This window comes from Microbulbifer harenosus (genome assembly GCF_005771435.1).
Taxonomy (GTDB): domain Bacteria; phylum Pseudomonadota; class Gammaproteobacteria; order Pseudomonadales; family Cellvibrionaceae; genus Microbulbifer; species Microbulbifer harenosus.
Genome location: NZ_VANI01000014.1, coordinates 206,872 through 232,283, shown reverse-complemented (window position 1 = coordinate 232,283; position 25,412 = coordinate 206,872). Strand labels below are relative to the sequence as shown.

Sequence of the window (25,412 nt, the reverse complement as noted above, 5' to 3'; positions counted from 1 at the left end):
GGGGTCATGGCTGATTCCTTTGTGTAAGTACGGTTGGAATCAGTGTGTTGAAGTCGAATCAGGAAAAACAGGTGCTGATTCTTTGGCGCTTACACTGAAATTGAGCCGGACGTCACGCAAGAGCGTTATTTCTGGTAGTTCTTGTGCTCGTGGATGGATGGTTCAGGCGCTAAAGGTGGTGGCGGGAGTGGGGGCTTTCGAAACTGTATTCTAGCTTGGTGGGGGAAATGGCGACTTATAGCAAAAAATGTCTGCTAAGCGTCTACACAGCGTCTACTTGAGCAAATATCGAAGTGGTTGCTAACGCGGAAGGTGGTGCCCAGAGCCGGACTTGAACCGGCACGACCAAAAGGTCGGGAGATTTTAAGTCTCCTGTGTCTACCAATTCCACCATCCGGGCAGATAGGGCGTTCAGTTGACGGTAATTTAATCCGTTTCTGAAGAACCAGTCTTGCAAAAAGACTGAGAGAAAAATGGAGGCTAGGGTCGGAATCGAACCGGCGTACACGGAGTTGCAGTCCGCTGCATGACCACTCTGCCACCTAGCCACAGGTGTTGAAAACGCCGCAGATTCTATCGGAAGACGGATAAAAATCCTAGCGTTTTCTGATACTTACGTGCCTGGCGGCGTGTAAGAGGGCGCTATTCTATGGGTTGTCGGGGATTAGTCAAGGGTAAGTCAGAGGTTATCTCAATTAGTTGGTTCTCTGGCTAAATAATGTTCTTTTTTGCGGTGTAATAACCCAATGAAATTGAAAAGGGTTTTCTATTCCCAATTGTTCTAAATTTTTTTGACCGCGAACTGGCAATCGCGAGGACGTGACCAATACTGAGTGTAGCTGGCTAGCACACATCTCCCCCCCAAGTCGTGTTTAGTAGTGCCGGCCGGGCGTCTCCTCCAAATGGGCGCCCCGTGTGTTGTAAGGATGAAATCCTCCAAGTTTCACTCCTAATGGTCTTGGCCCTGACGCTCTCCCCCCCCGTCGTCAGGGCTTTTTTTTGCCCGTAAGAAATGTGCGCTCCAATTGCGGAAGTGGTGCTCCGGCGGCTTTTTCGGCAAGTGCTCGGAATTTGTCGAGGGTGATTTCACCGCGCTCGGAGGCCAGAATTTTAACCACATCGTCGAGACTGGACTTTCCCTCGCTGGATTTCTGGATGGCCTTGTCAACCTCGTGCAACACCACGGTCGCTCTGGCAGTGACAGGACCTGCCGAGCGTTTTACCAGAAGGTTGGGGGATTCGGCTCCCCAGTCCGCCAGGTCTTCCAGTGCTTCCTGGTAGCGCCGCTCGCTAATACCGCCGGTGCGGCGCAGTGTCTCCAGAGAGTAGTACTCGGCGATTCCCTCCACAATCCAGTCGCTCTCCTTGTCGCCGCGAATGCCGGTGGCTACGTGGACCAGTTCGTGCAGCAGGCTGCTGGTGCGGTTGCCGGAGATCAGCGGTCTGTCTGCGTGCATAAAGAGCGAGCGTGTACCGGAAAGGCCGCCGCGCCACATCGGGTCGCCGGCCATGACGATCAACAGTTTCTGGGGGAATTCCGGGAATACTTTCTTGAGCTCGGGCAAGGTCCAGCTGAGGAAGGCAAGGGTGTCCTGCCTGCGGACATTTTTTCCCAGTGGGGCGGCGATCACTACGTCGGTTCCGTCGATGATGTCCTGTCTGCTGCCGATGCGCCCGGCAATCATCCAGCCCTTGGGGCGGATAAATCGGCGGCCGGGGTCTTTCAATTGAAAAACACCGTCCTCGTCTTTTACATAGGGTGCAAGGGCGTTCCATTTTTCAGGCGCCTCTATTTCGAGCGTTGCGCGTGACTGGAGATTGCTGGCTGCGCGTACGGAGACTGGCGGAATCAGCTTGTCGCTGCGGAAAATTGCCCACTTGTCGGTGATGCGGGAGTCGTAGCGTCCCTGGGATTTTTTTTCGTCGATGACGAAGTCGTAGTGGATTGTCGAGCGCTTGCCTTTGGGGCGCCAGACTGCGTCATCTCCATCGATTTTTAGTTCTTTGCCTCCCTCCAGGTTGAGGTGTCGCTTGGTATTCAGGCGCAGGGTCAGTTCGCTGGGAAGTTCCTGGCCCTGAAGGGTAATACTCACGTGGGCCACCCCTTTTTCCGGGTTCAGGCGGGCTTTGTAGTAAACATCGTAATATTCGGGGTCGGCGGCCATTACTCCTGCCGAGAGAATCAGGGCGGTCAGGAGGGTTGCTACTCGCAAAAAGAAAGACATCAGTTGGGCTCGGCTCCACATGCGTAACAGGTTTGTGTTGCGCGCCGGAATCTGGCGCTGCGCGCGATACATTGTGTGACAACGAAAGAGAGTATCAGTGCCGCAAACAGCTGGAAACGCGTGAAGAGAGAAGGCGGGGGGTGTAAATGAAATGGTCGGTGAGAGAGGATTCGAACCTCCGACCCCTTCGTCCCGAACGAAGTGCGCTACCAGGCTGCGCTACTCACCGACATACTAAGCGTTTGGCTTAGGCTTCCTTGCGAAGCGGGCGGCATTATAGCAACCGCCAAGCTTCTGTAAACCACTGATTTCATTAAATTTAGCAGTTTCTTTAAATTTCCCCGCAGTTGGTCAACCTTTGATCTGCCTGATCAGACCCTCCTGGGTGGTAGAGGCCACGAGGCGGCCGTCACGGGTGAAAATCTGCCCTCGGCAGTAACCACGGGCGCCGCTGGCAGAGGGACTGTCTGTCACATAAAGCAACCATTCATCCGCGCGGAATTCGCGGTGGAACCACATGGCGTGATCGAGACTGGCTGGCATCAGGTGCGGGTCGAACAGACTGATCTTGTGCGGTTGCAGGCTGGTGCCGAGCAGCGCCATGTCCGAGGCATAGCAAAGGGCGCTGCGGTGCTCAATCGGGTCGTCTGACAGCTGGCCATCCACCCGGAACCAGAACATACAGCGGGGCTCGCGAACTTCGGCATCGAAGTAGCTCATGGGGTCAATGGGGCGGAAGTCCACCATATAGCGCCGCTGGTTGCTGGCGGCGCCGTTCATTCCAGCTTCTTCCGCCAGTTGTTGAGTGTTCTTCAACTCTTCCGGTGGAACGATGCCATCGGTGGGCATTTCGGCCTGGTGGTCAAAGCCCGGCTCGGCAATCTGGAAGGAGCAGGACATATTGAAGATGGCTTTGCCGTTCTGGCGGGCCACCACCCTGCGGGTGGTAAAGCTCCCGCCATCGCGGATGGGGTCCACGTCGTAGATAACCGGCATCTCGCTGGAGCCCGGGCGCAGAAAATAGGCGTGCAGAGAGTGCGGCAGACGGTCTTCCACCGTTCGGGCGGCAGCCATCAGCGCCTGGCCGAGTACCTGCCCGCCGAACAGTACCTTGCGGTAGTTCTCCACATGCGCTCGGCTGCGGTAAAGGTTGCTGTCGAGTCGTTCTACGTCCAATAGCGTGCTCAGGGATTGCTGCATCAGGGGCCCATCTGTCCAGTGTTGGTGCTTAGGGACGCCGGCGACCTTTCACAAAGGCCGGCGTTCCGGGTAACGCGCAATGATAGCAATTACAGCCTCCGTGGCTATTGCTGATCCTCTCAGCGGCAGTATCAATATGCAGCGGGGCGGGTGGTTGCGGCGCCTATAGCCAGCTGCGCAGCAATGGGGGCATCTAATGGCGCCGCGCCTCGCGTATTCGGCGCCGGATACCTTGAATTTCTTTTCCATCGCGGGGGAATTGCCTATCATTCATGAATGGATAGTCAATTTCAGTCTCCAATTGTACGGACAGCTAAGGTCGGAAGTATGGATAAGGCAAAAGAGAAGGTTCAGCGTTTTCGGGCGCGGGAGCAGCGTATCCTGGATGCGGCATTGGAGCTGCTCCTGGAGCACGGTGAAGAAAAGGTAACGGTAGAGCAGATTGCCGAACGGGTGGACATCGGCAAGGGCACCATCTACAAACATTTCATTTCAAAAACAGAGATTTACATGCGTTTGTTGATGGACTATGAGAAGTCCCTCACCGAGCGTCTGAAGAGTGCGGTGGCCACTGCAGAGCAGGGGGACATCACTGCGCCGGCGCGCGCCTACTTCGAATCCCGCATGGCGGACCCGGCCCGCGACCGCCTGTTTCAGCGGCTCGAGGAGAAAATCATCGCGTTGAACCTGGCGCCGGAGATGATTGCCGAGCTACATGCCCTTAGGAACTCCAACGCTTCGGCCCTGAATCGGGTGTTCGAGCGGCGTATGGAGCAGGGCGTGCTCAAGAAGGTGCCCGCTTATTACTACTATTCGACCTACTGGGCTCTGGTGCAGGGCGCAGTGGAGCTCTATCACTCCAAGTCTTTCGCGGATGTGATTGAGGACCGCGAGGGGTTGATGGAGTTCATCATGGACGTGGGCGTGCATATCGGCGATATCTCCGGCCGCCGAGGCGCTGGCCAGACCCAGCAGGAGCCCTCCAGTCACAGCACTCACAATCCGTCTTCAACACCGGGAAGCAGCTTTGGCTGAGCCACTGTTTCAGCAGCTGGAAAAGCTGCAGCAGGAATTCCGCGGCCACCCACCGGTGGCCAGCTGGAATCCGGACCTGTGCGGCGACATGGACCTGGTGATCCGGTCGGATGGGCACTGGATTCACGAGGGAGCCGAAATCCAGCGCCAGCCACTGGTCAATCTGTTTGCCAGCATCCTCAAGCGGGAAGGGCGCCACTATTATCTGGTAACACCGGTAGAAAAGTGGCGTATTCGTGTGGAAGATGTTCCATTTTTGATCACTCAGGCTGCCCGCGATGGTGAGCAGATATTGCTGACTACCAATACCGGTGATGTCGTTCCTCTCGACAAGGCCCATCCCTTGTTGCTCAAACCATTCGGCGATCCGCCGCTGCCTATCCCCTATGTCGAGGTCCGCGCTGGCCTTGAGGGCAGGATGTCTCGGGATGTGTACTACCAGTTGATCGACTGGGCAGAACCCCGCCAACCCAGCGAACCGCCTGCTCGCCTCTGCCAGATGTGGTTGAAAAGTAATGGGGAAGAGTTCCTGCTGGGCGAGTACTGACCACCGGTCTCGTCCGGCCAGCTATTTTTTGGTAGTGCGTCTGGCTAAAGTTTGACCGTTTAGAACCTCTCCGAAATAATCTCGAAATGATTCAGAAATTAATCTGAAACAAATATTTCATGTTGAAATATTTTTGAATTATTTCTTCCACTTTTTTCTTAGCACCTTTCATCCGTAACATTTTCGCAACACTCCCTTCCTAGACTCCCCCTCGTCCAAATTGCTTTGGCTTTAAAAAAATAGTCACGGATTAACTCACTTCATCCTTGTTAGGGGGATTCATGAAACTTGTATCCAACAAGCTGCTGCTGGCAGCTGCGATTTCTGCTTTGCTGGCTGGTTGTGATAGCGGTGGCATCACTATTGCTCCGGAAAATAACGACAATTCCGTTAACAATCCTACCCCTGGCAATCCTACTCCTATTGAAAACCCATGCGCCTCTTACGAGAAAGCTGGGTCCGTTAAGCAGGGCACTTTCGATTCCGCTACTGGAAACTGTACCTATAACGCAGCATTCGTCGACTCCGGTAACCCGCTGACTGTCGATTTGGTTATCTCTGCTCTTGAAAATGGCGGCGCGCACATTTTCGAAGGTAGTCTTTTCGTTGGAAATAATTATGACGACGATACGACCATGGCTGCCGCCGGTATCTCTGAAGGTGGTGACGGTGCCAAACTGACCGTTCAGGCTGGCTCAACTATCGCTTTCCCGAACAGCACCAAATTTATGGTAATCAACCGCGGTTCCCAGCTGCTTGCGGTTGGTACCGCCCAAGACCCCATCACCTTCACTTCCTTGTCGGATGTTGAAGGCACTGTTGGCGCTGAAGACGTACAACAGTGGGGTGGTATGGTCATCAACGGCTTCGGTATCACTAACAAGTGTGTCTACGATGCCGAAATGAAAACCTCTGAGTGTCACGTACTGGCGGAAGGTGCTGCCGGTAAAGACCAGTCCAACTACGGTGGCGACAACAACGACGATAGCTCAGGCCAGCTGGAGTACGTGCGTGTTAAGCACACTGGTGCGGAAGTTGCCAATGGTGATGAACTGAACGGTATTACCTTCAGTGCTGTAGGTGGTGGCACTATCGTCAAGAATCTTCAGGTTTACTCCACCTATGATGACGGCATTGAAATGTTCGGTGGTGCAGTAAGCTTCGAAAATTTCCTTGCCATGTACGTACGTGACGATTCTATCGACATCGACGAAGGTTGGAGTGGCTCTATCACCAACGCTCTGGTAATCCAGAGTGAAACCGATGGTAACCATTGTATTGAATCCGATGGTATCGGTTCTTATGACGGAGCCAACGATTACTCCGGCCTGATTGCCGCTGGCCTAAATAGCCGCCCGGTAATTGACGGTCTGACCTGCATTATCTCTGGTGCTGGTGCCGATACTGTAACTCACGATCCTAGCGCTGGCTGGCGCTTCCGCGAGGGTATCTACCCGACGATCACCAACTCTATGGTTATCGGTTCCTTCAAAGTAGACGCCACCGGGGCTGACGGTAGCAACTACTGTGTGCGGGTTGAGAGCGACGAAACCGCTGCTGCCCTGGACGCTGGTACCGAAGCAGCGATCACCTCCAACATCTTCGCCTGTGCCGACAAGACCAAAGGTGGCCCGATTGGTGCTGACAGTCTGCTCGCGTGGGCTGAAGCCAATGGCAACGTTTTTGCGAACGTCGCCGCAGATGCAGCTCTTAACCCGACTGCAACTGCCGACACCGGCTTCCAGGTACTTGAAGGCACTCCCTCTGTCTTCTCTATTGCTACTGGCAGCATGGTAGTAAACGATACGGCCATCACCATCAGTCCGATCGAGCGTGCTTTCTTCGGCGCACTGAGCGCTGGCGGTACTGATTGGACCCAGGGTTGGACTTACGGCTTGCACGATGGCAGCCGTGCTCAGCCTCTGTGGTTCGAGCAGCAATAATAGCTGAGTACGATTGGGAAGTATCTCCCAATTTAAAGGGGCGCCGCCTTCAATATCTGGAGACGGCGCCCTGCTTGATTTTGAATCGTGCGCTTAATCAATTACTGCACACAAGATCAAGCGGTCCGAACAATAGGCAGGAACGATAAGAGGCCTGGGAAATGATTAAGCAACAAAAATTTCAACGAGCGCCGCTGGTTCTGGCTATCGCCACGGCCTCAGTCATTGCTCCTAATGCATTTGCTCAAGTGAAGATGGACAGCGTCGCGGGTCCGCAAGCGCAGCAGATTGAAGAGGTGATGGTTCAAGGGCGGCTGAAAGACTCTGCGGAAACGCTGGTCATGGAGCGTTTGGATGAAGAAGTTGTAACCGATATTCTCGGTTCGGAAATGATTGGTCGTGTGGGCGACTCCACCGTGGCAGCAGCGCTGCGTCGAGTGTCGGGTTTGTCTTTGGTTAACGACAAATTCGTGTATGTTCGCGGTCTTGGTGAACGCTATTCCAGTACTACATTGAATGGTGCCAATGTTCCGTCACCAGATCTGACACGCAATGTAATCCCGCTGGATATCTTCCCCACATCAGTGGTTGACTCCCTTGCGGTACAGAAAACTTACTCTGCTGACCAAGCGGCTACCTTTGGTGGTGGTAACGTTGATATCCGCACCAAAAGCATTCCGGAGTCTCTGACTTACTTCATCGAGTTGGGGAGCGGTGCGAATAGCGAAACTGACGGCGATGTGTTGAGTTACGCAGGTGGTGGTGATGATAGCTTCGGCACCGACGATGGCACCCGAGCACTGCCAGTGGAGCTGCAGGCTGCTTTGCAGCGCTTTAAAGGGCGTCTGGGTGTTCAAGATATCCGCAAGGTGCTCGAAGCTGAAGGTAATACATATGGGTCACCTTCTGAAGCAATTGCTGCCGCACAGCAGCTTAATCGTGAGCTGGCTCTGAATCTGAATCGCAATGTTGATATTGTGGAAGATTCCAGCAACCCGGACATGGATATCAAAGGCGCTATCGGCAACAGTTTTGTTCTGAGCGATGATTTGGAAGTGGGCTTCTTGGCGGGCGCTTCTTACAAGAACAAATGGCGTGAGCAAGAAACATTCGAGCGTGCGTACGGCTTTCCGGAAGAACGTCCCGATACCGAAAATACCTCTACTTACTCTGTGGATCTCAGCGGAAACCTGAATTTGGGTATTCGGTATGCTGATGAACAGGAAGTGACATTCACCAGTCTATATCTGCGTAATACGGATGATGAAACTTCCATTCGCGATTACTTCAATGAAAACCGCGAAGTTTCAGACGGTCGTGGCTTCCGAGAGTATGCCATCAAGTATGAGGAGCGCAACCTGAGGCTGAATCAGGTGAAGGGTAGCCACCAGATGGGGCCGGCGAGTAAAGCGCTTGTACCCGGCGGCCTGCTTAACTGGACCCCGGATGATTTGAAGGTTGATTGGTTCTACTCCGATGCTACCGCGGAAACCGACATCCCTAATCAGGTCAGTATCAATGCCGATACCGTCACCGATGCCAATGGTGGAACCGTTAGCTCTGCAGTCAGTATTGGTGTGAACAGCTCCGGATTCCGTTTTACCGAGTTGGAAGACCAAGTCATCAATTACGGCTGGAGTGCAACCCTGCCGCTGGAATTTTCCAGCTCATCTCTGGAGCTGAGTGGAGGGTACGCGCGGACTGAAAAAGGCCGGAGCTACAAGCAGACAGAGTTTCGTCTCGGTGCACTGAATGTCAACGATCCGGCTTCCCTCAGTGGCAGCCTGGGTGACGTATTTGGTGATTCCCAGATTACCAACCCCGATAATGATTATGTTCTTGACCGGGCTGGCGTTAACAACCAAAGCTATATCGCCGCGACATTGACCGATGCTGCGTTTGGTAAGGTCGACTGGACTTTGAGCGAGACGTGGAGGCTCTCAGCTGGTGCACGTTGGGAAGAGTACAACCAGGTCGCGCTGGACTGGAACCCCTATGGTTACAGCATTGACGACCCTCAGATTCCGATGGATCCGGAAGAACTGGCGGAGGCAACCTATGTAGATGACGCGGTTTATCCTTCGCTGTCCCTGACCTACATGGGCTCTCTCTGGGCTGAAACTTTCCAGCTGCGCTTCGGTGCCAGTAAAACTGCCGTGCGCCCGGATCTACGTGAGATCACTGACGCGATTTATATTGATCCTGTGACGGATTGGCCGATACAGGGCAATCCTAATGTCCGCCCGTCAGAGCTGACCAACTTCGATATTCGCGGTGAGTGGTTCTTTGGCAATGGCGACAATCTGACTATCTCTGCATACTACAAGGACATCGAAAATCCGATTGAATTCTTTGAGATTGCTGCTAGTGACACCAACCAAGCGCGTGAGATTATCAATGCGGAATCTGGAGAAATCACCGGTGTTGAAATCGAAGGCCTGAAGACTCTGGGTTTCATGGGCGGTTTCATGGATGGCTTTTTCCTGCAGGGCAACCTCACTCTGCAGGAAACCGAACTGGTTGCAGGTCCGGATGCCGATGAGCCAACCAACCCAGTGCGTGAAATGACCGGTGCATCCGAGTACGTAGTGAATATGGTACTTGGTTTCGATTCTCCGGATGGTGCGCACTCTGCGACGCTTGGCTACAACGTATTTGGTGATCGCCTGTTCCTTGCTGGGCGAAACCTTGCGCCTGATGCCTACGAGCAGCCATTCCACTCCCTGGATCTGACCTACTCCTGGTATCCGACCGCGGAAATCACCGTCAAGGCCAAAATGCAGAACCTGTTGGATGAGGCCATTGAGATTGAGCGTGCGAACGTGATTGTGTTCGAAGAGAAGCCCGGTCAGTCGTTCTCGCTGAGTGCCCAATACCAATTCTAAAACCACCAAAAACATTCCTGGAAGCTACAAACCAACAGGGATCGCTTGATAGGCCAGCTGCCATTACCGGCAGCTGGCTTTTTTCGTTTTGAACTTTGTGGAATTGAGATGGGTGGGTGTAAAAAAGGGCGCCATTGGAGCCCTGGAAAACTCACTGCAACAGTCTTTACATGTTGGGGTAGTTGGGACCACCACCATCTTCCGGTGCGATCCAGACAATATTCTGGGTCGGGTCTTTGATGTCGCAGGTTTTGCAGTGTACGCAGTTCTGCGCATTGATCTGGAAACGCTTGTTGCCGGCCTCTTCAATCACTTCGTACACACCGGCCGGGCAGTAGCGCTGCGCGGGTTCGTCGTAGATCGGCAGGTTGTGGTTTAGCGGAATGTCGCTGTCTTTCAATGTCAGGTGGCAGGGCTGGTCTTCCTCGTGGTTGGTGTTGGAAATGAACACCGAGGAGAGTTTGTCAAAGCTCAGTTTGCCATCTGGTTTGGGATAGTTGATTTTCTTGCAATCGGCGGCGGGCTTCAGCTGCGCGTGGTCCGCTTTGCTGTCGCTCAGGGTCCAGGGCAGCTTGCCCTTGAACAGGTTGATGTCGACAAACGCATAGGCGGAGCCGAGGATGTTGCCCCACTTGTGCTGTGCGGGACCGAAGTTGCGCTGCATGTGCAACTCCTTCCAGGCCCAGCTGTTTTTGTAGCGCTCGCTGTAATCGGTGAGCTCATCGCCAGCGCGCTCTGCGGCCAGTGCTTCGGCCACGGATTCTGCAGCCAGCATGCCGGATTTCATCGCTGTGTGATTGCCCTTGATCTTGGCAAAGTTCAGGGTGCCGGCATCGTCGCCGATCAGCAGGCCGCCAGGGAAGGTCATTTTTGGCTGCGACTGCAGGCCGCCTTTGGTAATGGCGCGCGCGCCGTAAGCCACGCGCTGACCGCCTTCCAGGTACTGCTTGATCACCGGGTGGTGCTTGTAGCGCTGGAATTCGTCAAATGGGCTGACATGCGGATTGCTGTAGGCAAGATCGGTGATGAGGCCGACAACCACCTGATCATCTTCCAGGTGATACAGGAAGCCACCACCGGCGGAACCGGATTCGTTCAGCGGCCAGCCGGCGGTGTGTATTACCAGGCCCTGCTGGTGTTTGGCGCTGTCGACCTTCCAGATTTCCTTGATGCCGATGCCGTAGTGCTGCGGATCTCGGCCTGCGTCCAGGGAAAATTTGGCGATCAGTTGCTTGCCCAGGTGGCCGCGGCAACCTTCGGCAAACAGGGTATATTTCGCGTGCAGTTCCATGCCTGGCATGTAGCTGTCTTTGTGCTCGCGGTTGGCGCCGACGCCCATGTCGCCGGTAGCGATGCCTTTTACGGAACCGTCTTCGTTATAAAGTACTTCTGCGGCGGCGAAGCCAGGGAAGATTTCAACGCCCAGGGCTTCGGCCTGCTCTGCGAGCCAGCGGCACAGGTTGCCCAGGCTGATGATGTAGTTACCTTCGTTATGCATGGTGCTGGGCACCAGCATGCCGGGGACCTTGATTGCTTTTTCGGGGCCGCGCAGTACGTAGATATCGTCACCCTTTACTGCGGTTTCCAGAGGCGCGCCGCGTTCTTTCCAGTCAGGGAAAAGTTCATTCAGCGCAGTAGGTTCGAAGACTGCGCCGGAAAGAATATGCGCACCAACCTCGGAGCCTTTTTCCACTACGCAAACGGAAATGTCTTCGTTGATCTGACGCAGTTTGCACGCGGCGGCAAGTCCGGCGGGGCCGGCGCCCACGATCACTACGTCGTATTCCATTGACTCGCGTTCCACAGGTCACTCCTCAGCATGTGTAGTTATTCAGCCGCCGAATTATGGCAGGTGATTTATAAGCCGACGCATTATATCGGCGATACCTTCCTCCTACCAATTGCAGGATTTTTCATTTCCGGTGGCAAAAGCAGCGCAAATACCGAGCTTCAGCCCGTCAAAATACGCCCAAATTATGGCCTGAAATTGATCCTGTGAATGGCTGCTAGGCTTAGTATTCAACTATTGATTTTGCCTGTTGAAAGCGCCAACATACACGCCGCTCAAACAACTGTTTGAACTTTTGGTTGGCTCGCTGGTGCCGAAAATTGCCCGCGCTGCGGGGGTTTGGCAGGGCCGCCATCGCACTCGGCCGGGAGGCTGCCCGAGTTACCCATGTTGCGTCAGCGCTGTTTTGGCTGCCGGGTCGCAACTTCCAAGTAGACTACTGAGACGGGATTTTCATGAAAGTTCTTGTAGCTGTGAAACGCGTTGTGGATTACAACGTGAAAGTTCGCCCTAAGGCGGACGGTTCGGACGTGGACACCGCCAATGTGAAGATGTCCATCAACCCCTTCTGCGAAATCGCGGTAGAAGAAGCGGTTCGCCTGAAAGAGAAGGGTGTGGTCAGTGAAATCGTCGCTGTTTCCATGGGCTCCAAGCAGTGTCAGGAACAGATTCGCACTGCGCTGGCACTTGGTGCTGACCGGGGTATCCTGGTAGAGACCGATGCCGAGCTGCAGCCTTTGGCGGTGGCCAAGTGCCTTAAGGCGTTGGTGGAGAAAGAATCTCCGCAACTGGTTATTCTCGGTAAGCAGTCCATTGACGGTGACAACAACCAGACCGGTCAGATGCTGGCTGCTCTCACTGGCATGGGGCAGGGCACTTTTGCCTCCGAAGTGAATGTGGAAGACGCCTCGGTTAAGGTAACCCGTGAGATCGATGGTGGTTTGCAGACCGTTGAGCTGAAGCTGCCCGCGGTTGTCACTACCGACCTGCGCCTGAACGAGCCGCGCTACGCCTCTCTCCCCAACATCATGAAGGCCAAGAAGAAGCCTCTCGATACCACCACCCCGGATGAACTGGGCGTGGATATTGCCCCGCGCACCAAGACTCTGAAGGTCGAGCCGCCGGCGGAGCGTCAGGCGGGTATCAAGGTCGCCGATGTGGCGGAACTGGTGGAAAAACTGAAAAGCGAGGCGAAAGTAATCTGATGAGCATTCTTGTAATTGCAGAGCACGATAACGCCGAACTCAAAGGCGCAACCCTCAATACCGTGGCCGCCGCCAAAGCTATCGGTGGTGATATCGACGTGCTGGTTGCCGGTAGCGGTTGTGGTGCCGTGGCGGAAGCTGCCGCTAAAGCGGAAGGGGTGAGCAAGGTTCTGGTGGCCGACAACGCCGCCTATGAGCATCAGCTGGCAGAAAACGTAGCCAAGCTGGTAGCCGACCTGGGCAAGAATTACAGCCATGTGCTGGCCCCGGCCACCACCACCGGCAAAAACATGCTGCCGCGCGCTGCCGCGCTGCTGGATGTTCAGCCTCTGTCCGACATCATTGCTGTTGAAAGCCCGGATACCTTCAAGCGTCCGATCTATGCCGGTAACGTGATTGCTACAGTACAGAGTTCCGATGCCATCAAGGTCGCATCCGTGCGTACCACCGCGTTTGACCCGGTAGCTGCCGAGGGCGGTAGTGCGGCCGTAGAGTCTGTCGACATTGTGGACGATGCTGGCCTCTCCCAGTTTGTTGGCGAAGAGCTGGCGAAATCCGACCGTCCGGAACTTACCGCTGCGCGCGTTGTCATTTCTGGTGGCCGCGGCATGCAGAATGGCGATAACTTTGAATTGCTGTACAAGGTTGCCGACAAGCTGGGTGCGGCGGTCGGTGCATCCCGCGCGGCGGTGGATGCGGGCTTTGTGCCCAACGACATGCAGGTAGGGCAGACCGGCAAGATCGTCGCTCCGGACCTGTACATCGCCGTTGGTATTTCTGGTGCCATCCAGCATTTGGCGGGCATGAAGGATTCCAAGGTAATCGTGGCCATCAACAAGGATGAAGAGGCGCCCATCTTCTCCGTAGCTGACTATGGCCTGGTGGCTGATCTGTTCGATGCCGTGCCAGAGCTTGAAACAAAGCTGTAACCCAGGATCCATATACTGGGATCAGTGAAAGGGCGGCGTGAGCCGCCTTTTTTATTGCTGAAGCTTATTGGGTTTCGTGCTGCGATAGTGTTTTGTTGGTTAAGTTTTGTTCTTCTGGGGCCTGTAACATTGCCTTTATCGGTTCGAGCCCCGAGAATAGGCGCCCAATAAGGAAGAATGAGCTGCCCGCGGTATAGCGGGGAGCGAATAAGACGGGTTTAGTCATGTCTTTAGTGAAGCGCACAATCACCTCCGCTCTGCAGGGTTCTACAGGCGGAGCCAATGGTGCCGCACGGCGCAGTCTGCTGGCGACCAGCGCGGTCATCGGCGGCTGGCTGGCGGTCAATCTTATGGCGTACGGCCATCTGGCAGTACCTTCCGAAGCCGATGACGGCTTGCTCGCCGAGCGCAGTGCACGAAGTGTTGGCGCGAATACCGCTGTTTCTCTTCCGGCCACGGCTTTTTTCGGTGTCGCCGCGGTAAAAAGTGAACGCGCTCCCGAAATTGACCTCGCCAACATTCCCATCACACAGCTGAATCTGGTACTTTCCGGCGTGCTCAGCAGCAGCGTTAACGATCGCGCCAGTGCGCTGGTGTCCGAGCGCGGCAAGCCCGCCGAGCGGGTGTATGTCGGGCACAAGCTGCCGGGTGGCGCAGAAGTTTACTCTGTGGAAGTCGACCATATTATCCTTCGACGCAACGGGCAGATGGAAAAACTGACCTATCCGGATGCGGATGGTCGACCTACTGTTCCAAAGCAGTACGCCAATTACGCGCGCCAGGCTGCGGAAGTCATTAGCGCCAGCGCGGCGTCTGACCGGGCGGACAAGCAGCAGTCCATTCGCGAGCGCCTGGAGCAGCTGCGGGAAATGGCGAGAGAACGGCAGGGCGGACAATCCACGCGTTAGTCATTCGCGCGGCGCCCGGGGGCATTGGGGCGCTTTGTTCAAGACCACCATGTAACTGACACTTATAAGAATTAGAGCCAGATTTATAATGATTTGCGTGCTTCACCGACGGCTGGTAGCGGTCGCCCTGGGTTTTTTACTGTCGTTTTCGGTGCTGGCTCAGACCTCCTCTGAAAGGGTGCAGCCCTCTCCTGAGCGTGTGACGCTCTCTTTGGATAACGCCGACATCCGCGACCTGATTAATTGGGCGGCGGATTTCACCGGTAAGAACATCATTGTCCACCCCAATGTGAAGGGTAAGGTCACCGTCGTTGCCGGCGACCCAATGACCCACTCGCAGGCGTTTGACGTATTCATGTCGGTTTTGCAGGTAAACGGCTTCAGCCTGGTGGAGCAGGGCGACGCATGGAAAGTGGTGCCGGATGCATTGGCCAAGCAGCAGGCCATCCCGGTGGTCGACGAGCTTACCCGGGCTCCTGGCGAAGCATTGGTCGTGCGCACTGTTAAAGTGGAAAACATCTCCGCGGCTCAACTGATTGCAATGTTGCGACCGCTGATCCCCCAGACCGGCCACCTGGCGGCTTACGCCGATACCAACACCCTGATTGTTGCCGACCGCGCCGCCAACATCGAACAGATTGTCCGCCTGATCAAACAACTGGACCGCGCCGGTGCCATCGACATCGAGCTGGTGCCGCTGGAATTCGCCTCTGCCAAGGAGGTCAAGCAGGTAATCAACGAATTGCTCCAGGGGGGCGGCAAGCAGGCGGGCAATGACGTGCAGCCGCTGCGGATTGCCGTGGACGAGCGCTCCAATGCGATTCTGCTGACCGGCGATCCGGTTACCCGCCAGCAACTCAAAAAAGTGATCGAACGCCTGGATCAACCGCTCTCCGGTGAAGGTAACACCGCGGTGATATATGTGCAGTACGCCAGCGCGGCGGACCTCAAGCCCATCCTTGAGGGGATGAGCGGCAGCATCCAGAAGACCGAGAAGGATCAGCAGGTCGCCGATGTCGAGGTGAGTATTCAGGTGAACGAAGAGCTTAACGCGCTCGTTCTCACGGCGCCGCCGTCGCTGTTGGAAACCATGAAAGGCGTGATCGCCAAGCTGGATGTGCGCCGTGCCCAGGTGTTGATTGAAGCGATTATCGTTGAGGTCACCGAAGGTACTGGCAATAAGCTTGGCGTCAAGTGGATCGCCGGCAACGACGACGATGTGTTCGCCGGCTTTGAGAATGATTTTGCGGAAACCCCCATCGTTGACTCCGACGGTAATGTGCTCTCAGAGTTCAACCCCTTTTCACTGGCGCCCGCCAATCTGGCTCGCTCTGGCCTGAACCTGGGTTTCCTCAGTGGCACCGATGTGCGGGTGGCGGTCAACGCCATGGCCAGTGAAAGCAACGCCAATATCCTGTCCACGCCCACGATCATGGCGCTGGATAACGAGGAGGCGGAGATTCTCGTCGGCCAGAACGTGCCATTTATTACCGGTGAGCAGCTGCTTTCCGGCAGCAACAACGATCCTTTTACCACCATCCAGCGCCAGGACATTGGTACCACGCTGAAGGTGACGCCGCGAGTCAACAACAACAACTCCGTGACCCTGGAAATCGAACAGACAGTGGAGAACGTGTTGCCGTCGTCCGAAGGGGCTGCGGATATTGTTACCAGCAAGCGCGAGATCCGCACCAAGGTGCTGATCGACGACGGCGCGATTCTGGTGCTGGGCGGTCTGATTGAAGACAAAGTTACAGAAATCAATCAAAAGGTGCCGCTGCTCGGGGATATTCCGGGTATTGGCCGCCTGTTCCGCAACTCGGACAAATCCGTCGACAAGACCAACCTGATGGTGTTCCTGCGCCCGAAAATTCTTAGTTCTCAAGTAGCCGGCTACGAGGAGACCCGCCGTCGCTATCGCGACATGCAGGAGAAACAACTGTATCTGCGTGACAACACCAGCCGCGTGTGGGACTGGAACCGCGGTGAAGTACTTCCGGATCTTCTGCCGCCTCCCGCCAGTATGGAACAGGAGGAGGCTCCTCCGGTGGAGCCTGAGGACTTCAAGTAATGGCGGTGATTGCGGTCAAACGTCTGCCCTACGCCTTTGCCAAACGTCATCAAGTGCTGCTGGCGGAAGTGGAGGGGACGCCGGTGCTGCAATATGTTGCGCCGTTGAACCCGGGTGTGTTGGCAGAGGTGCAGCGGCTGTGCGAACTGCCGCTGGGTGTTACCGCGGTGGATCAGGACAGTTTCCAGCAGTCTCTGCAGCGCCAGTACGAAAACCGCGAGGGCGGCAACCTTTCCGACGTTGAAAGTCTCGGTGAAGATATGGATCTGGCGGCGGTGGCAGACTCACTGCCGGAAACCGAAGATCTTCTCGAGCAGGAGGACGATGCCCCGATCGTCCGGTTGATCAATGCTATTTTTGCCGAGTCCCTAAAGCAGGGGGCTTCGGATATCCATATTGAGACCTTTGAAAAGCGCCTCGTTGTGCGCTTTCGTGTGGACGGCGTGCTGCGTGAAGTGCTGCAGCCCCGTCGCGCCCTGGCGCCACTGTTGGTATCCCGTATTAAGGTAATGGCGAAACTGGATATCGCGGAAAAGCGCGTGCCCCAGGATGGCCGGATTTCCCTGTTGATGGGGGGGCGCGAAGTGGACGTGCGGGTTTCCACCATGCCGTCCTCTGCCGGCGAGCGGGTGGTGATGCGTCTGCTGGACAAGCAGGCTGGCAAGATGGACATGCGCAACCTGGGCATGGCCGAGCGGGATCTCAAGGTGATGATGGACCTGCTGGGGCGTCCTCACGGTATCCTGCTGGTGACCGGCCCCACCGGCTCCGGTAAAACCACCACTCTCTATGCGGGTCTCGCCAGTATCAACAATCGCGAGAAAAACGTTCTTACCGTAGAAGATCCGGTGGAGTACAACCTGGAGGGCGTCGGCCAGACCCAGGTGAATACCAAGGCGGACATGACGTTTGCCCGTGGCCTGCGCGCGATCCTGCGCCAGGACCCGGATGTGGTGATGGTCGGGGAGATCCGCGACCTGGAGACGATGCAGATCGCCATCCAGGCGAGTCTGACGGGTCACCTTGTGCTGTCTACGCTCCACACCAATACTGCGCTCGGGGCGGTCACTCGCCTGGTCGACATGGGTATTGAGCCCTTCCTGTTGTCGTCCAGTGTCATTGGTGTGCTGGCCCAGCGGTTGGTGCGGGTACTCTGCCCCGAGTGCCGACAGCCGCACGCCGCGGACGCCTTCGAGTGCCGCGTGCTCGGCCTGCCGGAGGGGGAGGGCGCCACCATTTATGGCCCCGGAGGTTGCGACAAGTGTAATCACAGCGGTTATCTTGGCCGTATTGGTATCTATGAGCTGGTGCCGGTGAACGAGAGGCTGCGCCAGATGATTCACGATCGCGCTTCCGAAAGCGCGTTGGTTCAGGAGGCCCGTAAACTGGGGCCGAGCATTCGCGACGACGGCATGGCAAAAGTGCTGGCGGGAACCACTTCACTGGAAGAAGTTCTGCGGGTAACCCAGGAGTCCTGACATGGGTGCGTTCGAGTACACGGCGCTCAACAGCGGTGGGCGCAAAAACCGCGGGACGCTCGAGGCTGACAGCGCCAAGGCGGCCCGACAGCAGCTGCGGGCGAAAGGTCTTATCCCGCTGGAGGTCGCACCGGCATCTGAGTCCGGCAGCGCCATGGCATCGGGCAGTGTGCTCTCCGGCAGTCCCGGGCTTGGCATCAAGGCGCTGGCACTGTTGACACGGCAGATCGCCACACTGCTGCGCGCCGGTATTCCCCTGGAAGAAACCCTCGGCGCTATCGCCAACCAATCCCGCAACCAGAAAGTGCGTCGCATTGTGCTCGCGGTGCGCGCAAAGGTGTTGGAAGGCCATAGTTTCGCGCAGGCGCTGGGCAGTTTCCCACGCGCATTCCCCAAGCTCTACCGCGCCACCGTTGAGGCCGGTGAACACTCCGGGCATCTCGATGATGTGCTTGAGCGCCTTGGCGACTACACCGAAAACCAGCAGGTATTTCGGCAGAAAGTGCAGCTGGCGCTGATCTATCCGCTGGTGCTGGTGGTTATCTGTGTACTGGTGGTCACGGGCCTGATGGTCTACGTCGTGCCGGATGTGATCGAGGTGTTCACTGGTACCGGCCAGCAGCTGCCACTCGCCACGCGAATTCTTGTTTCCATCAGCGATTTTATCTCCGCCTGGGGCTGGATGATTCCGCCGGCCCTGGTGTTGTTGGCGGTGTGCTGGATGTTGCTGTTGCGGCGGGACGGGTTCCGCTATCGTTTCCACCACCGTTTGCTGGAAATGCCGGTGATCGGCTGGCTGGTGCGCGGCGGGCAGAGTGCACGCTATGTGGGTACCCTGGCGATCCTGACCGGCAGCAGCGTGCCCCTGGTGCAGGCCATGGGGATCGCCAGCGGGGTGATGAGTAATGATTACCTGAAAGAGCGGCTGCAGGTCGCGCAGAAGTTCGTGCGTGAGGGTGGTAGCCTGCGGCGGGCGCTGGAAGACGTAGAGTACTTCCCGCCGATGATGACCTACATGATTGCCAGTGGCGAATCCTCCGGTACCCTCGACCAGATGTTGGTGCGTGCGGCGGAAAACCAGGAGCGGGATCTACAGGGGGCGGTAACGGCCTTCGTTAGCCTGTTCGAGCCCATCATGCTGCTGGTGATGGCGGGAATCGTACTGTTTATTGTAATGGCCATCATGATGCCAATTATGAGCATGAACCAGCTGGTGGTCTGACGGCCTTCAGATCTGTTCAAAAGACGAGCAATGCGGCAAAGTACACAGCTTGTTGCTGCACAATCCTTTATAGCGAGGTGGAAGATGAAAAACATGCGCAAGAGCAGGGGCTTTACCCTGATCGAGATCATGGTGGTAATCGTGATTCTGGGTGTGCTGGGCGCACTCGTAGTGCCGAATATCATGGGCCGTACCGGCGAGGCGCGGGTCAAGGCCGCTACCGTAGATCTGCGGGCTATTTCCACCGCCTTGGACATGTACCGCATGGACAACTTTGTCTACCCGAGTTCTGATCAGGGGCTGGAGGCGCTGGTGACCAAACCGTCCGGTTTCCCGGAGGCCAAGAACTGGAATGAACCCTATCTGAAGAAAGCGCCGAAAGATCCTTGGGGCAACGAGTACCAGTACATCAGCCCCGGTAGCTCCGGCCCCTACGATCTGTTCAGCCTTGGGGCAGATGGCAAGCCGGGCGGTGAAGGCGAGTCCGCTGACCTCGTCGCCTCCGAACTCTGAGTCTGACTCGGCTCCCCCATGCGCGCTGTCGCCCGGTATCAGCAGGGGTTTACCCTGATCGAACTGTTGGTGGTGATCGTGATCATCGCCTCACTGGCGGGTATGGCGACGCTGTCGCTGAACAATACCGACAGCCGTCACTGGACCGGAGAGGTCCAGCGGCTTGGTAACCTTCTCAATCTGGTGGCGGATCGAGCGCTGATCGACAAGGCCCATTACGGGGTGGTGTTTGAAGAGCGCAGCTACCAGGTGGTGCGCTACGACTCCAGCACCATGAAGTGGCAGGAGATTGACTTTTCTGCCGTGCCGAACGCCAACAACGCCCGTCGTTTTACTGCCCATGAGGTGCCGCCCAACATGCGTATTGAGGTGTTGTCGCAGACGGATCTACCCGGCAGTGAGCAGTCGAGCTTCGGCGGAAAGCGCAGCAGTAGCAGCAGTAGTGGCTCGCGCGGTAAGAAAGACGAGAAAGAGTTGCTGCCGCAGTTTGCCGCGCTCTCCAGTGGAGAGGTGTTGCCGGTAGAGATCGGTTTCTTTTTGTTGAGAGACGGTGACATCGACCGAGGCGCGATTATTTCCTACAGCACGCTGAATGGTATGGAACTGGAGTGGCAGGCGGATGATTACTGAGCCCCGTTTTGCCCGCTCTTGTGCCCCAGATGCCCAGCGTGGTTTCACGCTGGTTGAGGTGCTGGTCGCCCTGGTGATTTTCGGGGTAATTGCCGCGAGTGTCCTGAAGACTATGCAGGACAGCGTGAGACAACAGACGGCGCTGGAAGAGCGCCTTGCCGCCAACTGGGTGGCGCAGCAGGCGCTGGCGGAAATTCGCTTGCGCACCGATTGGCCGCCTATCGGCAAGAAGACGGAAAGGATGGTGTTGTCTGAGCGCGAGTGGCAGGTCAGTGCCGAAGTGAAAGCTACCAGCGAACCCCGCATGCGCCATATCGTCGTGCAGGTGGGCTGGCCGGACAAACCGCCGATTCTCACCATTGATTCCTGGGTCGCTCAGGCCGACCCCACAGCGGTGAGCTCATGAGCAGCCCGCACCTGGGTCGCAGTCGCGGCTTCACGCTCATAGAAGTCATGGTGGTACTGGTGATCGTGACGATCATCGGTATCGGCTCATATTCTCTGTTGGAGTCCTTTTTCACCACCGACCGCGTACTCACCGGGCGCGCTGAAGAGATGCGCCGCCTGTCCATGGCCATGTACCGGTTGGATGACGACCTGCGGCAGTTGACCGTGCGCCCGGTGAAGAACGCGTACAGCGGTTATGAGCCGGCGTTTCAGGGTGTGGCCAACGAATTCGAGTTTACCCGCCTGGGCGCCGCCAATCTGACCGGTGAACCCCGCGGCAACCTGTTGCGTCTGCACTACGGTATTGGCTACCCGGAAGAGGACTCGGTGCGCGGGCGCGAGATCAATGAGGACGACGATACTGCGCTGCTGTTGCGCAGCCGCTGGCGGGTTCTTGACCGGGGGCCGGACTCGGAACCCGTCGCGGAACCCATTCTCGACGGGATTCTCGATCTCAATGTGCGTTACTACGATCCCGATACCCAGGTCTGGCTGGCTCAGTGGCCGCCAGCATCGTCCACTACCACACCCGGTGAAGCAGACCTGCGGCTCCCCGAAGCGATCGAAATTACCCTGTTGACTCGCAGTGCCGGTGAGATGCGGCGCGTGTTTTCACTGCCTGAATACGTTATCGAATCGGGCAGTGGCTCGGGTTCCGGTGGCGGCAGCGGTGGTGAAAATGGCGAAGACGGCAACGGGGGAGGCAGTACCGGGGAAGACAGTACCGGGGAAGACAGTACTGGCGACGATGGCGATCGTGGCGACAGCGGTGGCAGTGGCAGGGACGGCGAGGGCAGTGAAAACCCGGGGGATTCGCAGTGATGCGCGCCGGTCTCCTAAAGCAGCGCGGCGTCGCGCTGATCACCGTGCTGCTGGTCATGGTCATTGCCATTGCCGCGGTTACCCATGCAGTGACCCGCAATCGCCTGGCGATTTCCCGCACCAGCGCGATCCTCGCCAATACCCAGCTGGCAGAATTCGTTCAGGGCGCCGAGGCCTGGGCCATCATCGCGCTGGAGAAGGACTTCGAGGAAGATCGCAATGCCGGCAATGCCAGTGACAATTTGGCGGAGGCTTGGGCCCAACGGCTGGCGGAATTCAATCCGAGTAACGGGAAAATACGCATACAAATCAAAGACATGCAGGCATGTTTTAATGTAAATAATTTAACTCTGCGTCGAGCTGGCGGCGGCAGTAATGAGAGCAGTGAAATTCTGAAGCGCCTGGTGCGCAACCTGGGTGGGCGCCAAGAAAGTGCGTTGGCCATCGAGGATTGGGTCGATCCAGGCGACACGCCTCTGGCATCGGACACTGAAGATACCGGCTATCTAGGATTGGAGCTGGCGCATCGCACCCCGGACACCCTGATTACCGATGTGTCTGAACTGAGTGCCGTACAGGGGCTGGAAGCCGAAGAGTGGCGACTGATCGAGCCGCAGCTGTGCGCGCTCCCGGAAGCGGGCACCAAGGTCAATGCGAATACTGCTTCCCAGGAACTGCTGGAGGCCATATTCCCGAGCGCAAATATTCCCGGGCTGATTACGCAGCGGGAAAGCGGCACCCCCTTTGCGCAGATGTCGGATCTGTCCGGGTTCGGGATCTCCGGCGGGGGGGAAGTGGATTTCAACAGCGCGTATTATGTCGCGCATATCGCGGTGCAGTTGGGGCTTGAGCATCGCCAGTACTGGGAGTCGATATTGAAACTGGATACCAGAACCGGCCGTGTGAAAGTGATACAGCGCCAGCGGCGTGAATTTTCCGGGCAGTTTTTGCAGGAATTACTGGGGGATTGATTGAGCCAGGAACTGAAATTATTGCGCCTGTGGGAGCCGGGTGCCGGCGCGCACGCCGGTGACCGGGCGCTGCCCGCTGGCAGCGTGCTCCTGCAGTGTTGGCAACCCGGCGGCTGGTGCACGGTTGCCACCGACGACGAGTTCCAGCGGGCATTTGTCCCTGAAGAAGTTGATTCTATGCCTGGGGTGGCGGTGGCGGCCGACTCAGACGGGGCAACAGAGGGCGGGGCTGTCGACACGGCGGAAGCCGGAGATGAATCATCCCCATCTGCGGAGACGTTGCTTGCGTTTGAGCCCGCCGAGCAAGCGGTGCTGGTCCTGCCTGGCAGTTGGGTCTGGAGTGGCCTCGAGGTGGTGCCCCGCGCGGCGCGGCGTCAGAGCAGCGCACTTGGCTATATGGTCGAAGAGCAGCTGGCGGAAGATGTGGATGACCTGCACTTTGTCTGCGAGCCGGTGGCAGGTGATCTCTGCTGCGTAATGGCGGTCGCCAGCGAAAAGCTTCGCATACTCAAGCATCAGCTTGAGCGCCTCGGCTGGCCGGTGATTGCGGCCATCCCTGAGTACCGATTGCTTGCTGGCGCCGAGTCTGCGATCTGGCTGGAGCGTGACAGCGCACACTTTTGGCATGCCGCCGGGCGCGGTCTGACGGTTAGTCGCCCGCTTGCCGGGATCATTGCCGAGAGCCTGTTTGCGCAGGATGCTGAGGATGAATCTTCCGCTAGCCGTGATCAGGTAACGTCCTTGCGCGTGCTTGGAAATGCCACCGAGCTGGAACTAGCCACGTTTCAGCAATTGGGCGACGTGCAGGTGACTGAGGATGGGCCGGAGGCGACGTGGCTGAACGCTCAGGGCAATACGGTTCCGGGCAACCTGTTGACCGGGGATTACCAGATTTCCCGCAAAACCGACGCTGGTCCCTGGTGGATGAAGCCGGCGATCGCCGTTGCGGCCTGCTTTGTACTTCAGCTGATCTTCTTTGTGGGCGGTGGAATCTATTACAGCGTACAGGCCGGCCGGGCAGATGACGCCGCCCGCAATCTGTTCAGCGAGATTTTCCCCGGTGATTCCCCCAGTGCGGATCTGCGCCGCCAGGTCACTGGCTATCTAAATCAGGCATCCGGGGGCGGCGGCGAATTTGCCAGTCAGTTACAGCAACTGAGCACCGTATGGAACTCCGGCAAAGCGGGAGAGCTGAAGCTGCAGTCACTGCGTTTCGATGGCAATCGTGGAGAGCTGGTGTTGCAGTTGCGTGCCGCCAATCTCGGGCAGCTGGATACGGTAGTCGGCAAGCTCAATGGCGGCAGCCAGTTCAAGGCCGAGCTGCTCGCGGCGAATGAACTGGAAGATGGCGTATCCGGCCGTATCCGGCTGCGCTGAATCCTTACCTCGGCCGTCGCTTGCCGGGTATGCCAAGTAACCAGAATGATGATCAACCAATCAATATGAAACAGACCATTGAACAGTGGCGGCGGAAGTGGGCGGCTCTGCCCGCCAACGACCAGCGCGCGCTGGGAATGCTGGGGTTATTCCTTGGCGCCATATTCATCGTATTTGGGCTGTTCAAGCCGGCGCAGTCATTCTTTGACAATGCCCGCGCGGAAGCTGAGCAGTCGCGGGAGCTATTGGCGTGGATTGAGCAGCAGCGTCCGCAGCTCGAGCGCATTCAGCGCAGCAGTGGTGGCGAAGCTCAGGGCCAGGGGACGCTGTTGCAGCGAGTGACGGCCGCGGCCAACAACCACAAGGTCACGATCAAGCGATTTGAGCCCGAGGGGGATGGGCGTATCCGCCTCTGGATTGACGAAGCCCGCTACCAGGATCTACAGCCCTGGCTCAACACACTGTTGCAACAGCGCTTTATCATCCGCTCCGTCAGTGTTGACGCTCTAGCCGAAGAGGGGATGGTGTCTGCGCGCCTGACGCTGGAACGGTGACTCCGAGCGCTGTTCCGCTGAGGGGGTGCGCGCGGCGTAAATCTGCTGGTGGCTGGGCTGCGCAAAGGCTTCTGCCGCGGCAGTCCTGGAAGAGTGGCCTGTACGCTTCCCGTTGCGGGCCCTCAAATGCTTCCTTCCGTTTTTAAGGGCCTTCTTTCGTTCAACCTTTCTATTTTTTTGTTCTTTTGGTTGATTCTTTCAGGGGGAGGATCTGGTTTTTTGGGTTCTTTGTCGTTCCGACGGAGGGCTTTGCGCCTGATACAGTGCAAGCTCGGTGCGAAATTCCAGCGGAGATGGCGCCGGATTCTCCCTATACTCAGGGGTACTGATACGATATAGGGGCCGATAATGCTGTTAAGAGATTCCGGAACCAACCATCTTGTCGACGTTGCCGATGTTGTTACCCTTACCAATCCTTATGAGCTGACCGTGGTCGGACGCTATCTCTGGGGGGAGGAGGTGCAGGATCCTGAGGTATTCGACAAGGCGCAACTGCAATTCCTGTCTGGCGAGGCGCTGCCGCGCTGTTGGCACGACAGCCGCTACCGGGACCGGGAGGTCCGCCGCATTAAATGTGGTACCCGTGTCGACGACAGTGACTATTATCAAGGCGCGTGAGTACTCGGCGATCCATTTCCCATCTGCCGCTAATTCGTGGTTT

At 56.9% G+C, this 25,412-nt stretch carries 22 protein-coding genes and 3 tRNA genes; 19 read left to right on the top strand and 6 right to left on the bottom strand.

What is annotated here, in order from left to right; all coding sequences use genetic code 11:
* The coding region (locus FDY93_RS19620) for a hypothetical protein (protein ID WP_220446198.1) at window positions 1-214 on the top strand (214 nt) is incomplete at its 5' end.
* Window positions 215-313: 99 nt separating this feature from the next.
* On the opposite strand, the gene FDY93_RS14000 is transcribed toward FDY93_RS19620, so the two are convergent.
* From FDY93_RS14000 to FDY93_RS13980, 5 genes are all read right to left on the bottom strand, one after another.
* Window positions 314-400 (bottom strand) — tRNA-Leu (locus FDY93_RS14000).
* 74 nt (window positions 401-474) lie between these two features.
* Window positions 475-548: transfer RNA gene (locus tag FDY93_RS13995), tRNA-Cys, on the bottom strand.
* Between the two features lie 438 nt (window positions 549-986).
* Window positions 987-2,165 (bottom strand): hypothetical protein, encoded by a 1,179-nt coding sequence (locus FDY93_RS13990; RefSeq protein ID WP_181954064.1) that lies wholly within the window; start codon window positions 2,163-2,165, stop codon window positions 987-989.
* A 212-nt stretch (window positions 2,166-2,377) separates the two neighbouring features.
* Window positions 2,378-2,454, bottom strand: a tRNA-Pro gene (locus FDY93_RS13985).
* A gap of 122 nt (window positions 2,455-2,576) precedes the next feature.
* Window positions 2,577-3,425 carry an acyl-CoA thioesterase gene (locus FDY93_RS13980; protein WP_138236367.1) on the bottom strand — a complete coding sequence of 283 codons (849 nt, stop codon included), beginning with the start codon at window positions 3,423-3,425 and terminating at the stop codon, window positions 2,577-2,579.
* A 327-nt stretch (window positions 3,426-3,752) separates the two neighbouring features.
* On the opposite strand from FDY93_RS13980, the gene FDY93_RS13975 reads away from it, so the two are divergent.
* The 4 genes from FDY93_RS13975 (at window position 3,753) to FDY93_RS13960 (ending at window position 9,835) form a co-directional block, all read left to right on the top strand.
* The gene (locus FDY93_RS13975; RefSeq protein WP_138236366.1) at window positions 3,753-4,460 is read left to right on the top strand and encodes a TetR/AcrR family transcriptional regulator; all 708 of its coding nucleotides are present in this window, start codon (window positions 3,753-3,755) and stop codon (window positions 4,458-4,460) included.
* A complete protein-coding gene (locus FDY93_RS13970; RefSeq protein ID WP_138236365.1) occupies window positions 4,453-5,007 on the top strand; it encodes a DUF1285 domain-containing protein in 555 nt (184 codons plus the stop codon). The genes FDY93_RS13975 and FDY93_RS13970 overlap by 8 nt, the downstream gene beginning before the upstream one ends.
* Before the next feature lie 281 nt (window positions 5,008-5,288).
* The gene (locus tag FDY93_RS13965; protein ID WP_138236364.1) at window positions 5,289-6,950 is read left to right on the top strand and encodes a serine/threonine protein kinase; all 1,662 of its coding nucleotides are present in this window, start codon (window positions 5,289-5,291) and stop codon (window positions 6,948-6,950) included.
* A gap of 161 nt (window positions 6,951-7,111) precedes the next feature.
* Window positions 7,112-9,835, top strand: coding sequence for a TonB-dependent receptor domain-containing protein (locus FDY93_RS13960; protein ID WP_138236363.1), 2,724 nt, complete (start codon window positions 7,112-7,114; stop codon window positions 9,833-9,835).
* 166 nt (window positions 9,836-10,001) lie between these two features.
* On the opposite strand, the gene FDY93_RS13955 is transcribed toward FDY93_RS13960, so the two are convergent.
* Window positions 10,002-11,639 carry an electron transfer flavoprotein-ubiquinone oxidoreductase gene (locus FDY93_RS13955; protein WP_138236362.1) on the bottom strand — a complete coding sequence of 546 codons (1,638 nt, stop codon included), beginning with the start codon at window positions 11,637-11,639 and terminating at the stop codon, window positions 10,002-10,004.
* Between the two features lie 440 nt (window positions 11,640-12,079).
* On the opposite strand from FDY93_RS13955, the gene FDY93_RS13950 reads away from it, so the two are divergent.
* The 14 genes from FDY93_RS13950 (at window position 12,080) to FDY93_RS13885 (ending at window position 25,369) form a co-directional block, all read left to right on the top strand.
* Window positions 12,080-12,829, top strand: coding sequence for an electron transfer flavoprotein subunit beta/FixA family protein (locus FDY93_RS13950; RefSeq protein WP_138236361.1), 750 nt, complete (start codon window positions 12,080-12,082; stop codon window positions 12,827-12,829).
* Window positions 12,829-13,758 carry an electron transfer flavoprotein subunit alpha/FixB family protein gene (locus FDY93_RS13945; RefSeq protein ID WP_138236360.1) on the top strand — a complete coding sequence of 310 codons (930 nt, stop codon included), beginning with the start codon at window positions 12,829-12,831 and terminating at the stop codon, window positions 13,756-13,758. Before FDY93_RS13950 ends, FDY93_RS13945 begins: the two co-directional genes overlap by 1 nt.
* A 224-nt stretch (window positions 13,759-13,982) precedes the next feature.
* Window positions 13,983-14,666, top strand: a complete 684-nt coding sequence (locus FDY93_RS13940; protein WP_138236359.1) for a type II secretion system protein N — start codon at window positions 13,983-13,985, stop codon at window positions 14,664-14,666.
* An 88-nt stretch (window positions 14,667-14,754) separates the two neighbouring features.
* Window positions 14,755-16,737, top strand: coding sequence for a type II secretion system secretin GspD (gspD, locus tag FDY93_RS13935; RefSeq protein WP_138236358.1), 1,983 nt, complete (start codon window positions 14,755-14,757; stop codon window positions 16,735-16,737).
* Entirely contained in the window at window positions 16,737-18,215 is a 1,479-nt protein-coding gene (gspE, locus tag FDY93_RS13930; protein ID WP_138236357.1) for a type II secretion system ATPase GspE, read from the top strand. The genes gspD and gspE overlap by 1 nt, the downstream gene beginning before the upstream one ends.
* Window position 18,216: 1 nt before the next feature.
* Complete coding sequence (gene gspF / locus FDY93_RS13925; RefSeq protein ID WP_138236356.1) at window positions 18,217-19,437, top strand: type II secretion system inner membrane protein GspF; 1,221 nt, start codon at window positions 18,217-18,219, stop codon at window positions 19,435-19,437.
* A gap of 84 nt (window positions 19,438-19,521) precedes the next feature.
* Entirely contained in the window at window positions 19,522-19,950 is a 429-nt protein-coding gene (gene gspG, locus FDY93_RS13920) for a type II secretion system major pseudopilin GspG (RefSeq protein WP_138236355.1), read from the top strand.
* Between the two features lie 18 nt (window positions 19,951-19,968).
* On the top strand, window positions 19,969-20,580 hold the full coding sequence (locus FDY93_RS13915; RefSeq protein ID WP_138236354.1) for a type II secretion system protein: 612 nt from the start codon (window positions 19,969-19,971) through the stop codon (window positions 20,578-20,580).
* Complete coding sequence (gspI, locus tag FDY93_RS13910; RefSeq protein ID WP_138236353.1) at window positions 20,570-20,986, top strand: type II secretion system minor pseudopilin GspI; 417 nt, start codon at window positions 20,570-20,572, stop codon at window positions 20,984-20,986. The genes FDY93_RS13915 and gspI overlap by 11 nt, the downstream gene beginning before the upstream one ends.
* Window positions 20,983-21,849 carry a type II secretion system minor pseudopilin GspJ gene (gene gspJ, locus FDY93_RS13905; RefSeq protein WP_138236352.1) on the top strand — a complete coding sequence of 289 codons (867 nt, stop codon included), beginning with the start codon at window positions 20,983-20,985 and terminating at the stop codon, window positions 21,847-21,849. The genes gspI and gspJ overlap by 4 nt, the downstream gene beginning before the upstream one ends.
* Window positions 21,849-22,820: a type II secretion system minor pseudopilin GspK gene (gspK, locus tag FDY93_RS13900; RefSeq protein WP_138236351.1), complete on the top strand. Its 972-nt coding sequence runs from the start codon at window positions 21,849-21,851 to the stop codon at window positions 22,818-22,820. The genes gspJ and gspK overlap by 1 nt, the downstream gene beginning before the upstream one ends.
* Window positions 22,821-24,197 (top strand): type II secretion system protein GspL, encoded by a 1,377-nt coding sequence (gene gspL / locus FDY93_RS13895; RefSeq protein WP_138236350.1) that lies wholly within the window; start codon window positions 22,821-22,823, stop codon window positions 24,195-24,197.
* A gap of 65 nt (window positions 24,198-24,262) precedes the next feature.
* Entirely contained in the window at window positions 24,263-24,751 is a 489-nt protein-coding gene (gene gspM / locus FDY93_RS13890; RefSeq protein ID WP_138236349.1) for a type II secretion system protein GspM, read from the top strand.
* 348 nt (window positions 24,752-25,099) lie between these two features.
* Window positions 25,100-25,369: an acetyltransferase gene (locus tag FDY93_RS13885; protein ID WP_138236348.1), complete on the top strand. Its 270-nt coding sequence runs from the start codon at window positions 25,100-25,102 to the stop codon at window positions 25,367-25,369.
* Window positions 25,370-25,412: the final 43 nt, after the last annotated feature.